Annotated in this window: 14 protein-coding genes and 1 pseudogene; 6 read left to right on the forward strand and 9 right to left on the reverse strand. The window is 39.5% G+C overall.

Features of this window, described 5'->3' with window-relative positions; translation table 11 throughout:
- Positions 1–1015 precede the first annotated feature (1015 nt).
- The 3 genes from ACSQ8P_RS17300 to ACSQ8P_RS17310 form a co-directional block, all read right to left on the reverse strand.
- On the reverse strand, positions 1016–1483 hold the full coding sequence (locus tag ACSQ8P_RS17300) for a DUF2691 family protein (RefSeq protein WP_436236288.1): 468 nt from the start codon (positions 1481–1483) through the stop codon (positions 1016–1018).
- A 102-nt stretch (positions 1484–1585) separates the two neighbouring features.
- Positions 1586–1987, reverse strand: a complete 402-nt coding sequence (locus ACSQ8P_RS17305; RefSeq protein WP_436236289.1) for a hypothetical protein — start codon at positions 1985–1987, stop codon at positions 1586–1588.
- Between the two features lie 153 nt (positions 1988–2140).
- Positions 2141–2557, reverse strand: coding sequence for a hypothetical protein (locus ACSQ8P_RS17310; RefSeq protein ID WP_436236290.1), 417 nt, complete (start codon positions 2555–2557; stop codon positions 2141–2143).
- A 274-nt stretch (positions 2558–2831) separates the two neighbouring features.
- Here ACSQ8P_RS17310 and ACSQ8P_RS17315 point away from each other — a divergent pair, with 274 nt between their 5' ends.
- The 3 genes from ACSQ8P_RS17315 (at position 2832) to ACSQ8P_RS17325 (ending at position 5388) form a co-directional block, all read left to right on the forward strand.
- Entirely contained in the window at positions 2832–3242 is a 411-nt protein-coding gene (locus ACSQ8P_RS17315; RefSeq protein WP_436236291.1) for a MerR family transcriptional regulator, read from the forward strand.
- Position 3243: 1 nt separating this feature from the next.
- Positions 3244–4005 carry an SDR family oxidoreductase gene (locus ACSQ8P_RS17320; RefSeq protein WP_436236292.1) on the forward strand — a complete coding sequence of 254 codons (762 nt, stop codon included), beginning with the start codon at positions 3244–3246 and terminating at the stop codon, positions 4003–4005.
- Between the two features lie 579 nt (positions 4006–4584).
- Entirely contained in the window at positions 4585–5388 is an 804-nt protein-coding gene (locus ACSQ8P_RS17325) for a CPBP family glutamic-type intramembrane protease (RefSeq protein WP_436236293.1), read from the forward strand.
- Positions 5389–5638: 250 nt separating this feature from the next.
- Here ACSQ8P_RS17325 and ACSQ8P_RS17330 read toward each other — a convergent pair whose 3' ends face one another.
- Entirely contained in the window at positions 5639–7033 is a 1395-nt protein-coding gene (locus ACSQ8P_RS17330; protein WP_436236294.1) for a PASTA domain-containing protein, read from the reverse strand.
- A 137-nt stretch (positions 7034–7170) separates the two neighbouring features.
- Here ACSQ8P_RS17330 and ACSQ8P_RS17335 point away from each other — a divergent pair, with 137 nt between their 5' ends.
- A complete protein-coding gene (locus tag ACSQ8P_RS17335; RefSeq protein ID WP_436236295.1) occupies positions 7171–7293 on the forward strand; it encodes an IS3 family transposase in 123 nt (40 codons plus the stop codon).
- An 80-nt stretch (positions 7294–7373) separates the two neighbouring features.
- Here ACSQ8P_RS17335 and ACSQ8P_RS17340 read toward each other — a convergent pair whose 3' ends face one another.
- The 4 genes from ACSQ8P_RS17340 to ACSQ8P_RS17355 form a co-directional block, all read right to left on the reverse strand.
- Positions 7374–7970: a hypothetical protein gene (locus ACSQ8P_RS17340; protein ID WP_436236296.1), complete on the reverse strand. Its 597-nt coding sequence runs from the start codon at positions 7968–7970 to the stop codon at positions 7374–7376.
- A 133-nt stretch (positions 7971–8103) separates the two neighbouring features.
- Entirely contained in the window at positions 8104–8559 is a 456-nt protein-coding gene (locus ACSQ8P_RS17345; RefSeq protein ID WP_436236297.1) for a hypothetical protein, read from the reverse strand.
- A gap of 79 nt (positions 8560–8638) precedes the next feature.
- Positions 8639–9082: an NUDIX domain-containing protein gene (locus tag ACSQ8P_RS17350; RefSeq protein WP_436236298.1), complete on the reverse strand. Its 444-nt coding sequence runs from the start codon at positions 9080–9082 to the stop codon at positions 8639–8641.
- Between the two features lie 173 nt (positions 9083–9255).
- Positions 9256–9762, reverse strand: coding sequence for a DUF4275 family protein (locus tag ACSQ8P_RS17355; RefSeq protein WP_436236299.1), 507 nt, complete (start codon positions 9760–9762; stop codon positions 9256–9258).
- 333 nt (positions 9763–10095) lie between these two features.
- On the opposite strand from ACSQ8P_RS17355, the pseudogene ACSQ8P_RS17360 reads away from it, so the two are divergent.
- Both ACSQ8P_RS17360 and ACSQ8P_RS17365 read left to right on the forward strand, forming a co-directional pair.
- A pseudogene (locus tag ACSQ8P_RS17360) lies at positions 10096–10437 on the forward strand (copper amine oxidase N-terminal domain-containing protein); the annotation flags it as partial.
- Positions 10438–10440: 3 nt separating this feature from the next.
- The gene (locus tag ACSQ8P_RS17365) at positions 10441–11388 is read left to right on the forward strand and encodes a phosphate/phosphite/phosphonate ABC transporter substrate-binding protein (protein ID WP_436239542.1); all 948 of its coding nucleotides are present in this window, start codon (positions 10441–10443) and stop codon (positions 11386–11388) included.
- 300 nt (positions 11389–11688) lie between these two features.
- On the opposite strand, the gene ACSQ8P_RS17370 is transcribed toward ACSQ8P_RS17365, so the two are convergent.
- On the reverse strand, positions 11689–12321 hold the full coding sequence (locus ACSQ8P_RS17370) for an immunity protein Imm33 domain-containing protein (protein ID WP_436236300.1): 633 nt from the start codon (positions 12319–12321) through the stop codon (positions 11689–11691).
- Positions 12322–12337: the final 16 nt, after the last annotated feature.

Consider the following 12337-nt stretch of genomic DNA (forward strand, 5'->3'; position numbering starts at 1 on the left):
AATGTATTGGCCATATGTTCCCCTTTTTTAAAAATTTCCTTTAGAATATAAACGAAAGAAGGTTCTACGGAAGTGCTCAATCCTGCGCTGTGCGCTACATTCACACTAGTTCCATTGAGATGTGTCCCCGAATCGAACAGAGTCGTATCGCTTAATACGCTTACTATTTGGGAAGCAGAAATACCTGTTACGCTTACATAGTTATTTTGAGCCCAAAGTAGGTTGAGTTCAAATTGTCTGGATCGGCTCCATCATCAAACGTAATTACCGCCTACAATCTTAGCAATTCGGATCTTTATTGTTATTGAATCCAAGCGGGTTGTTGTTATCTTTTCGGCATCGTATTGCTTCCGCCACCTAAAGCGCTTACAAATTGGCTCCGATTCGTTACCTGAAGCTGCAGAGCCACCCGTTGTTCCTGTAATAGTTGCTCCTCAACCATCATTAGATGCCAAAACTTGATGTCCTAAATCGGTTGCGTTCGCCGGAACAGAAGCGATTGAAGCTGTGATTAATGAAGTAGCTAGTAGTGTATACGTTCTATTTCTTCAAATTTCCTCCATTTGTTTTTTGATTTTTAAAAATGGATTTCATCATTTCGTTTTTACTTTTGTGAAATTCCATTTACTTAACAAATAGGTTCACTTCCAGTTAATCCTAATTTAAATCCATTTAACAAGTGCGGCAATAATCATCTCACGTTCATTTGTACTTTCGTTAAAATTAAGCGATTTTTAGCTTTCATAATCAATAAATCAGATAATAATCAATGATTCAGGTTTCCATTTCTCGGGAAACAATAAGTATCATAGTCTCGGTTAGCCTGTTATTTTACCAGTAAAAACGTTGTATAGTATCCAACCCAGAAATAAAGCAATACCTTCCATACTTCCCTATTAATTGGTATTCCCCAATTAACATTGAAAGTATCCTGCCCAATAGCTTAATGATAAAAGGAGCAGCTTTCGCGGCTCCTTTTATCGTTTAACTATCGTTACCAGTTAGCGTAACGTTACTACCATACAGAAAGTTTTGTTCGCCCATCATTTTCATCTGTAACGAAATGGACATTTCCGTAGCCATTTAATTTTGCGTTATGATACAGACTTTCAATTAAATCCTTATCTTTGCAATAGATCGTGACGAATGAACTATCAACGATTAAGAGAACGAGCTGACAATCGCTATTTAAGAATTCTTCGTATGTTTTAATATCTTTTACGATCTTCTCTTTAGGGTAAGCTTTTACATTTATAAAAATTAAATAATGCTCGTTATTTTCGATGATTCCTTTAAGAATTACGCCATCCATTCTGTACACTTCTTTGAGAAAAAGTGGCTCCCCTAAAGTACCGTCATTCACGAAATATGACTCTTCGCCTCCAATATACCAGTTAAATGATTTCGTATCGAAGGGCTTCAATATATCTCCAAGAAAACTTCCGTACTCATTTGAAATCTCGAAACTAATTCCTCTTTTCATTTTATCCCCTCCAGCATTATTTAATTATCCTGCACCTTAGCTGAGAAGGCTACCGAACAATAATTTTCGGTAGCCTTCACTTGTAATGAATCGAACTATAAATTATTTTTCAACAGTTAACTTAGTGAAAAAGATACATTTTTTGTATTCATCTTTTGAGAGTTCAATAGCTATTTGTTGTTGCTGACTTACGCCTTTTACTGTGTATAATTTGCCTCCACCATTGCGGATTATCGTAGGCCCTTCAGGTGTATTTCTACCAACCTCACCATTGTGAGTTGGGTACGGACTTACCTGTTTATTTACTGCCCCTATTTCCTTATCAATCTTATCGATTGGTATAGACTCAGTAACCATCTCGTATATATTGTCATTCCAAGCCAAAGTTACACGTACAGTTTTACCGTACTCCAATTCATTTTTACGGCTCTCGGTTTTTGATGTTGAAGAACAACCTGTAAGTAGTATTAAAGTCATTACAATAAAGAAAAACTTCTTATTCATGGTCTCACCTCTAAAAGAATAGACGTTACTATGCAGACAAAAATTACAGTTCAAACCAATAGACTTATTGTATTAACACTGCCCTGCCCGTTAGTTCAAGCCCAGCAGGACATATGTATAAAATCGGGTGTTTTGTTGAGATGCCGTACGATCTCATAATAGTCTTTGCCTTGTTCCATCTTTAATAGAAATATCGAAACTAGACAAAGAACTGCTAACAGGAATATTAGAATCAGATGCTACCTTTTTAAAATTAATAGCAAATGTTTTATTCTCTTGTGGCTTGATGATGAGCTTCTCTTCACCTATAGCATCCAAATCCTGAAGGAATTCAGTATCCTTAAATTGGCTGCGAATGGAAACGGAAAACGGCACATCCTTCGTTCCATGATTACTGAAGGTAACCGAACACGTCCCCGTTACCCATTGATCCTCTTTATTATAGCTACAATGGCCGCTATCCTTTAAGTACTCTAAGGTATAAATTCCTTCAGCAAAGACGGTCTGATAGCCGGTAATAATATATGGAGGAATCCAAAAAGATAAAATCAAATGTTTTTTTAAAGACATCCTTAACTTCATAAGGCCGCATAAGAAAAGGATGCTCGATAAGATGCCCACTTTAATATAAACCCGAGTGATCGCGAGACCACGGAGTTAAACCTACATTCAAAAAAAGTTTCTCACCAAATGGAGTCACATCAGGGTACTTCCAAGAAAGTACCGCAGCAAGCAAAATTTTTTTAGCCTTCGACAGACTAAAATTTTTTTTGTTGACTTAAACCATGGTTTAAGTCGTATCATATTCCTGTCGACATGAAATATAAAATTTGGAGGCCTCCAGATGAAGTCTTATTCAATTAGCGAAGTTTCAGCCAAACTCGATATTCCAGAATCAACGATACGTTATTATGAAAAAAAAGGACTACTACCACAAGTTGAGCGTGATGAAGCTGGGAGGCGGTTATTTTCAGAAGATCAAATTACGTTCCTTGGAATCATTATTTATCTAAAAAACACGCATATGCCAATAAGTGTAATCAAACAATATGTTGATTGGGTAGTAGAGGGAGATAGTACTACTGAATTGCGACTTGAAATGATGAAGAATCACAAGCAAGCTGTACTAGCTGAAATTTCGCTAATGCAAGAAGCCTTAAAAGGAATTGACGTAAAAATTACACGTTATACAAAGTATACTCAGGAAATAAAAGAAGCAAGAGAAGATGAAAAAATAATGGAAAAGAGGAATTAGAATGAAACTTTCAGGTAACACAATCCTTATTACCGGAGGCGGTTCTGGAATAGGATTATCTTTTGCAGAACGCTTTATTAAAGCCGGGAATAAAGTCATTATTTGTGGACGACGTGAAAATGTACTCCAAGAAGCGAAAGAAAAATTCCCTAGCCTTATTACTCGTGTAAGTGATTTGGATATTGAATCCGAGCGCGCAGCATTGTTTGATTGGGTAACAGCGAACTATCCAGACGTGAATGTGTTAGTTAACAACGCAGGCATACAGCAAGGCTTTAATGTGTTAAAAGGGGATGCGAAGAACAATTGGAGATATTTCAGTAAAGAAATCACAACCAACATTGAAGCACCTTTCCATCTCTCTATGATGTTCGCTCCATTTTTTGCAACAAAAGAAGAGGCGACTATCATCAACGTGACATCTGGGTTAGCTTTTACACCGTTTGCGATTGCTCCGATTTATTCAGCATCAAAAGCGGCGCTTCATTCATTTACAATGAGTCTAAGACACCAACTTTCTGAAACGTCTGTAGAAGTAATTGAAGTTGCTCCTCCAGCAGTGAATACAAATTTAGGTGGAGCGGGGGTGCATACCCAAGGAGAACCATTAGAGGCCTTCGCAGATGGAATTTTCAAAGGATTAGAAGAGGGTAAAAAGGAAATTGGATATGGTACTTCTGTGAATCGCTTACGCATGTCACGAGATGAAATAGATGTATACGTGGAAAATCTGTATAAGGCCACGAAAAACCTAATTGAATAACTACGCTTACGAAAAAGCTGCTACCATTGTGTAGGTTTTTCCCGAAATTTTAAATCAAAATGGCAGTTGTTTTGACTTCGCGTTGGCATATAAAAAAGCAAAACTCGCCGTAGTGTTGGCGAGTTTTGCTTTTTTATAGTTACCCATTCCTAATTCAACTAAACTGCCCGTTAGCACAATGAAGTACCACTTCCCTAGATCTTAACCGACTAAAATAATGCGCCAATGTTTGTGTCGTGGTGCTGCGACACAAACATTGGCGATTTAAACTAAAAAATCCCCATTTTAAGGGGTTCATAATACCCTCCTCTGGTACTACCCTTACCTCGCCGATCTTCAAGAAGTTCTTCTACTCCTTGAGTCATAAAAATTTATTTCCACCGTATTAAGCATCTATTCGACAGAAGGGGGAGATTCATAATAAGTCACTCTTTATTCATCGAAATATTCAAACCATCTTGCAGGAATGCGTTATATTTCGCTAAATACAATACGAGTTATTATATAATTCATGGGTAAGGAATATTCTGAAAAGGGATGAGTTAGTTTATTTTTTGAAAATGGAAGGCGGCGATTCTCATGAAGAGATATTTATCGATGCTGGGAAATTACTTACTCTATTTGACGGTCATCATTTTAGTGATTTTCCTCTATAATATCGTCATTGATCCTGTATTAGGATGGGGGCAGTTCGGAAGAGGAAAGAACATCCCAATCCAGGTATTCATGGTACTTGTAATTACAATCGCCCTTTCCGCAATTGTTTACGCCATTAAATATCGGCTTTTGAAACAGACACCGGTAAGCTTCTGGAGACTTAGTAGCTTCTCGCCGATCAGTCCGAGCTTTTCGGTTCACATGATAACAATAGGGCTGGCGTTCACTTTATTAAACGCTGCCTCCATGAAACTACTTCTTTACTACAACATTACAACGTTCAATGATTTTACAGAAGAATATTTCGCCTCTGTTCCTTTCTTTTACATTATACTTTCCTCCGTGCTCACCACTGCACTTGAGTTGATCCTGTTTATTGGTATCATGTTTAACGAAGCCCGGAAACATGTTCCCGTATTCTGGCCAATTCTAGTCATCGCCTTGATTATTGCGGCGTTGCAGCCGGGAGGAATTGCAATGCAGCTTCTGGGTGTAGTGTTAGGATTCATTTATGGATCCATCTATGTACGCCTTTCATCCATATGGTCCGTTATGCTGATTGGAATCGTGTTTAACATCAGTCTGTTCGGTATGAAAAGAATCGGATGGCTTGATTCCATGGAGAACATGTCGGGCTTCACCCTTATACTGCTTACGGCAGTCATGGGACTCTATCTCATTTTGAGCACCATTTGGTACTGGAGAAAACCAAAAGCCGGTTACTAACGTCCGCTGACTACGTATTGCACGTCAAGGTGCCTTCCCACGTGATGCCAACTCAGGCCACAGGCATTTTTATTAAGCAAATCTGCACGCTAGCGTAGCGAGCACGTTATACGGCTCAAGTTCATTGGCGCTTTTCTACCATTCCCCATTTTACGGGGATATTAAAGCACTTATGTTTATGTCTTCCGACATCATCACAACATCCCGCAATAAGGCGGGCCTGCGCTATGAAGGGACTCTTAACGCCGATTTACTTCCCTTTGCTCACCCAAAACGTGATGCGGTCGCCATTTTTGACGGCAGTTCCGGGAGTTAGGTCCTGCTTGAAGACGACCCCTTTAACGGCGGTGTTCGATTCCAGGAAAAACTGGTATCGAAGCCCAGAGGCAATTGTCATCTTTTCGGCATCCTCCCTTGAATGAGCGACCAAATTCGGGACGACGCTCGTTTTGGCTTGTACCGCGCCATCGTCTGTCGGCTGAACTTCGGTGTCTAAAGGTTTAGCCAACGGTGCGTCCGTTCGAGTCGGCATCGCGGATGCTGATGCGGAAGGCTTCGAAATCTCGGTAGGATTCACCGATACCTCTGTGGAGTCTGGCGTCGGAATTGTCTGCATCTTAGAACCGTTCACATGTTCTGAGTGCGGCAGTGACAGCCAGATCAGCAGAACGATCACACTGAAGCCAGCGGTAGCAAACAGATCCCATTTTCGCAGCTGGAACGATTCGAGGAACTTTTCGCGTAGTTCCGCTATTTTGCGGTTAAAAGCCACATTGATGCGCGCCTGAGGCTCCCCGGGCATTAGCGCTTCTGCCGTTCGATCCTTGGTCTTTCTCTCCCCGGTTTTAGGCTCTACAAACGCATATGACTCAGATACAGCGGCTTTCCGCTTCCGCCCGTTTGAAGCAATCATATTGTAGGGCGGTAAAGCAGATGTAAGAAGTTGCTCCTTCCTCTCGCTGCCGATACCGAGCAGTACTTCCAGCTCCTGCTGAAAATCGGCAAGCGTGCAAATCCCTTCATATGCATTGCAGGCCAGAGCTACGGCACGTTCCCGAGTTACATCCGACAAATCGGCAAACAATCGGTACAGCTCGAATGAGTAGGCACTAATAGAGGATGTCGGGATATCCGTTTTGGCACCCAACTGGTATAGAAGCAGAGCCAGCCCCGGCACACCGCGTCGTCCGTTTTTCCCTTCCGTCCAAAAGTTCATGATCCGCAACCGGCCGTTATCTTCAATCCACAGGTTTTCCGCGTCAACGGAGCATTCCGGCAGCCGTTGACGGCGAGTTTCTCGAATGCCCTTGGCTAGCTCGTGCACATACGTGAGTGCCTTGTGGCCGGTTATCTCCAAATCACTCAGCCGATCGGACAAAGGACTTCCCTTTACCGACTGAAGAATGGCGAACAACGTTCCGTCTTCCGAACCGGCATCCAGAATGTGCATGAAATGCTTGTCGGACATCTGGGACGCTTTTCTCAGCCTACGCAATGCTTCCTGATGCTCTGATTCGTCGGTCTCTTGGAATGTATATAGAAGAACATCACGTTTGCAGGTCATATCCATACCTTTTAACAACAGCCCGTTCGTCAACCACTTAAGCGGTTGATCGAGCATATAGCGGTTTCCGATGTTATCCATGGACGAGTTCCCCCTTATACTTATAGTGTATTCGCCTATTAACCATTTTTTGAGTCACTAATGGTTAAAATTCCCAAAATTACGCGTAATATCATGAGTTATACAGTAGGGACGCAACTTTCGAAACTCTACCACTCATGATTTACTTACAAAACCCCCAGCGACACTTTATCCACTACTACACCCACGATCGCATCAAGGAAAAGCTTCAGGGCATGAGCCCGGTACGGTACCGAACCCATGCCCTGAAGGCTGCCTAACTATATACTGTCTAACTTTTGGAGTCACATCACAAGGCAAGCTCCTTCTCTATATTTCCTCGTTTTTTATTCGTCAGAGTTTACTTTTCTTCGAGATATGCAGGAATAAATATGTTTAATAATTTGTTTAAGTTTATATTTTGTTCCTTCTCGACTAAAACAAGCAATAAACTCTGATCTATCTCCGAATAAAAAAATCTCTTTTTGCTACCGTATTCCATCAGTAACATAGAAAAAATTCTAAATATCTCTTTATCTATCCAATCATCATTTATACCTAAATCGTATTTATATCCATTCCCATTCACAGTAAATGTAATGTTTACAACCTCTTCTTCAATATCTACATAATCATTTATGTTATCAATTTCAATTTCAGCTTTAATCAACTCTCTAATTCTCTCTATTACTCGAACGTAATCTCCGTGCCCCTCTATACATTCAGTATCAAAATACCAAACATCATTACTTGCCGATACAAACGCATTGTTTTCTATTTGTATTTCGGATCCTAATTCCATAAGTAATAAAAAATACGGTTTTTCCTCATAATCCCTTTTTTCAAAATCTAAGTATTCCTCTAAATTAATGTGATCCTTCAATCTGATACCGACAGACTGAAGATTATTTAGCTGGTCATTTATGGTTAGTTTTTTTTTCTTAAACCATGCATACAAGAGAGTCACTCCTATGTTTTCAAATAGAACTTGCAGACTTGTTCACGAACTTTGCATTTTCTCCATCTTGAAGTATTTGTGAAGTGATTAAAATATCCTGCCAGCAACCTGGTGTTTCAGACTATCGTTTCCGTTAGCTTAACGACGGTCGCCGCCTTGCAGCAGCCTTAAAGTCATCCCAATATTGATTACAAATTGTTTTTAATTCTTCAAGTGAAATTAGATTACGCTCGGGGTCATAAATATAGATTTCACTTGCCTTAACGTTAAGATATCCAAAGGATTTCCCTCCGTTGATACTGCAAAAAACCTTTACTGTATCCTCAATTACTTGTGCCTTCAAGATTTCAATATCAAGTTTGTTTAGTTCCTTAAAATGCCGAATCGTCTCACTCGTGTCAACGTATTCTATGTACAGCTCAGCAGGATAAATAAGTTTTATAATAATGCCTCTAAATTTTGGCTTAATCCGTTCAGCAAGATACATAATGTCGATGGTACATTCAATGCCGTCAACAGTATCCCTGATGTCTTCTACACCACCATCGTGGAAAATACTGAAAAGCAATTCCTGATTTTCTAGGTTCAAATGCATTCCTCCACGAATTCAAGTGACTTGTTCATATCTATTTTCATTAACCTTCAATCGCAGCAAGGCTTGCGATTAATCAAGTAGCAACTTTTTCACCGCTGTAATAATCAATAATGTCTTGGTTAATTTCTGAGTATAGCTGAATCGAATGCAACTTCAAAATCGGTATCCATTTAACATCTGTTTGTTTAGTATCTGGCTTTTGTGGAAGTTTGGGATATGACCCTGATTTTAATTCACATTTAAATGTAATCCCCACAGAATGGGTGTCGCCATAAATATAATTGCTTTTAGTTGGTTGATATTCGTAAACAAAGGCAACAGGACCGACTTCCACGTCGACACACGCCTCTTCTTTTGCTTCCCTTATCACAGCTTCAACAAAGGTTTCCCCTGGCTCTATACCACCTGCGGGAAGATTGTAATGGACACCATCACCATTATCATTCTCGTATTCGATAAGTAAGATGGCTCCATCCTTAATAATTAATGCACACGCACGAAGTCGTATTTTTTCCATCTAGTTCACATCCGTTCTCATTATGTAACACCATGGAATATTGCACCACTTTTGTTTTCCATATAGGATATTCAATGCATTAAACTGCCAGTTAGGTGAGCAAAGGCTGCCCTACATGCCGGCAGCCTCTTTGTCATTAAGTTGTCTAGTTTTTTTGAAAAGTTTAACTAACCCTAGACAATTTTATAAAAGTATGGTCCGCACATTGATTCATGAGTGTGTACGTACGTCCAAGTGAAATTCTTATCAAATAAATATATATCTTGTTCATAATCAAAATCGGATGCAACAATATCATTTGCATTATTATATTCAAATACAATATCAGGAAGATTTTGATACATGACATATAATTCATTTTTAGTCATAGCATCAAATCCATTTCTCGCCGCTTCTTTTTCAAAACATTCTTGCTTCTTATAACTAAAAATATGCCACTTATACTGATTATAATGAATATCATTTTTGGTCTCGTCGCTAATGTTCTTTGCAAATGAGCTGTCCCATAGGTCCTTAATTCTATGCTCTTTTTCCAATAAGGTTAAAATAACTACCCCTTTATCATGCATGTTTTTACTAAAAAGATATTTTTGGCGGATAGTTTCAATGGACCAGTAAACTTTCACTAATTCCTCATCAGGTAAACTGTCTATCATTTGATTAATTTCTTGTCTATACATACTGAAATCCATTAAAATCCCTCTCTTCGCTAGCCTATATCTGAACAATATATATACGAAAATGGAAAGTAATGGTTGCGCTGAACTGCCCTTCGTTGAATAGTGGCGGAATTCAAAAGGGGAATCCCCGCAGCAGAAGCTACCGACTATTTATTGTGATGCAAACTTGCCCGCCTACAAATTCCCACAATATGGTAAGACGAGATTAAGCGATTATTTAATCAGAAAAATAAAAGATATATTGGGGGATTATATATGAAGACTCTGAAAACAGCACTGTGCACTATCTTAATAATACTTAGCATGTTATTTTGTTTTAATAGTGGGTTAGCAATGGCTGACAACGATCTCAAGGCTAATATTGTGATTGATAGTCAGACGCTTCATCTTGAAGTTCCGCCTGTTAATAATCAAGGGACTGTCATGGTTCCTATGAAGCCTATTTTCGAAGCGATGAATGCACAGGTTACTTGGAATAAAGAGGATCAAAGTATTGTTGCAAAAAAAGACAGTATATCTGTTCAACTTTATATTGGCTCACAGTTTGCATATATCAATAAGGGGGCAGTTGTTTTAAAAGGTGTTCCCTATATTAATAACGGGAGTACAATGGTGCCTGTTAGGTTTATTGCCGAAACTTTCGGGGCTCAGGTATCTTGGAATTCTGTTGATCAGAAGATTACGATTGTTACGTCATCTGAGGTATTAGATGAGATAGGGCAACATCGTCCGGACTCTTTAGATCCGAACAGCGCCGCATCTTCTGCTTCTTTTGTACCCAGCGAACTAAGGATTCAATTCGTCCCTTCTCAAATGGCGGAACTTTTACTGGCTAAAGCAAAACCCCTAGAGAAATTGCTTAGTGAACAGCTTGAAATCCCCGTTGAATTTAGCGTCAATACGAATTATAACAATGTAGTTAATTCTATGAAAGCTAAGACTATTGATCTCAGTTTTTTGCCCCCCTCTAACTATGTTTACGCACATGATAATCTTAAGGCAGTGGATGTGTTGTTGCAGGCATTACGATATGGTGTAGAAACTCCGACTGGAAAGTCAACTCGAGAACTTGTTGATTTTTATCAAGCAATGTTTCTTGTTAGAACGGATTCGCCTATCCAAAGCATTGAGGACTTAAAAAATAAGAAAATCGGATGGCAAAGTGTGACCTCAGCTGCAGGCTTTGTTTATCCAGGATTTTTGTTGAAAAAGAACGAAATAGACCCTTTTCGTAATGTAACGGGCCAGCAATTCACGGGCCATGACAAAGCAGTTCAAGGGCTGCTGAATAACAAAGTAGACGCTGTCGCTGTTTTTCAAGATATTCGAACCAATATGCTGAAAGATTACCCCAATGTTATGAGTGATACACGTATCCTTGCTTTTTCAAGTAAAATCCCCAACGATACCATTTCTGTTCGTTCGGATATGCATCCGGAATGGCGTAAAAAGATTCAGGAGGCATTTATTGCTATCTTTAAAGATCCTGAGGGGAAGAAAGTTATTCAAGATGTGTTTAGTCATCAAGGGTATACTGTCTCCGAGGATAATAAATTTCAATTTGTTCGAGAGGTTAATAAATGGTTATATAATGAGTTGAACACATCTCAAAACTCTGAAATTTGATAGCAGAGGGACTTTAGAAGGCAAAGTGATGTGATTACAACAAAAGTATGGGAAATGTTAACCATACCCGATGGGAATGGCTTCGGAATACTTATGATGCCTCAACTATACTACCCGTTACTTTAGTCGATAAGCTTTCCACTCCCTACGCTCTGTCGGGAATGAGATAAAGTTCTTGTCATTTGGTTATGACAAGAACTTTATCCCATAAAACAAAAAAACGCGATTTTCGCGGCCATTAATGAGATAATGTTTTTGTCACCCGACATGAAGCTTGGGTTTCCAGTTATGGTTTCAATACTACATTTGTTTTAACTGAACAGGCCACCGATCTTGCCGGATCCATCGACTATTAATGTTTTCTCTTTCGAAAGCAGTTCCGGGCGCGCCTCTTAGAGGTGTTATTAGACTAGGATCCTTATCTAATAAAGAGTATATGTTTACGATTCTAATGTTTGAAGAATCACTATTGTACTTATCGGTTTCGGTGCCTTCGAACAACCTCCAACCGCTGTCTTCCTCTCGGTCGGGAGTTTCGCGATAGAGCCACCGATCGCAAGCACTTTCTTCCAAGCACTTATTAGAGACCAGAGCCATTTTTTCACCACTATCCAACCAACGTTGATCGCCTTTTGGGATTATGATTCTGCCAATATGCTTTGGCTCAAAGTCGATTTTATCACCAGCATGTAATGAGTTAATGTATGTTGGCTGGTTGGTTAGAATCCCGATATATTTGTGACTAAATAACTTCTTCTCGGTAATTTCCACCCACATTCTTTCCGCGCGAGGATCATTCTCAGAAGTGTGATTTAGAACAAAGTGCAATCTGACTAAATCGCCTTTCTTTTGCTTTTGCCGATCTTTTAACTTGGGATGAAAAAAGTATTCGGGTTCAATAGTTTCGTTTTTTCTACATCCTCTAAGCTCCATTCCAAGCGAATCCCCC

Origin of the sequence: Paenibacillus sp. LjRoot153, from assembly GCF_964253085.1 — a bacterium.
In the GTDB taxonomy this organism is placed as follows: domain Bacteria; phylum Bacillota; class Bacilli; order Paenibacillales; family NBRC-103111; genus Paenibacillus_E.

Coding starts and splice junctions, on each gene's coding strand:
- ACSQ8P_RS17300 (WP_436236288.1), bottom strand. CDS start 1,483: ATGAAAAGAGGAATTAGTTTCGAGATTTCAAATGAGTACGGAAGTTTT.
- ACSQ8P_RS17305 (WP_436236289.1), bottom strand. CDS start 1,987: ATGAATAAGAAGTTTTTCTTTATTGTAATGACTTTAATACTACTTACA.
- ACSQ8P_RS17310 (WP_436236290.1), bottom strand. CDS start 2,557: ATGTCTTTAAAAAAACATTTGATTTTATCTTTTTGGATTCCTCCATAT.
- ACSQ8P_RS17315 (WP_436236291.1), top strand. CDS start 2,832: ATGAAGTCTTATTCAATTAGCGAAGTTTCAGCCAAACTCGATATTCCA.
- ACSQ8P_RS17320 (WP_436236292.1), top strand. CDS start 3,244: ATGAAACTTTCAGGTAACACAATCCTTATTACCGGAGGCGGTTCTGGA.
- ACSQ8P_RS17325 (WP_436236293.1), top strand. CDS start 4,585: ATGAAGAGATATTTATCGATGCTGGGAAATTACTTACTCTATTTGACG.
- ACSQ8P_RS17330 (WP_436236294.1), bottom strand. CDS start 7,033: ATGGATAACATCGGAAACCGCTATATGCTCGATCAACCGCTTAAGTGG.
- ACSQ8P_RS17335 (WP_436236295.1), top strand. CDS start 7,171: ATGATTTACTTACAAAACCCCCAGCGACACTTTATCCACTACTACACC.
- ACSQ8P_RS17350 (WP_436236298.1), bottom strand. CDS start 9,082: ATGGAAAAAATACGACTTCGTGCGTGTGCATTAATTATTAAGGATGGA.
- ACSQ8P_RS17355 (WP_436236299.1), bottom strand. CDS start 9,762: ATGTATAGACAAGAAATTAATCAAATGATAGACAGTTTACCTGATGAG.
- ACSQ8P_RS17370 (WP_436236300.1), bottom strand. CDS start 12,321: ATGGAGCTTAGAGGATGTAGAAAAAACGAAACTATTGAACCCGAATAC.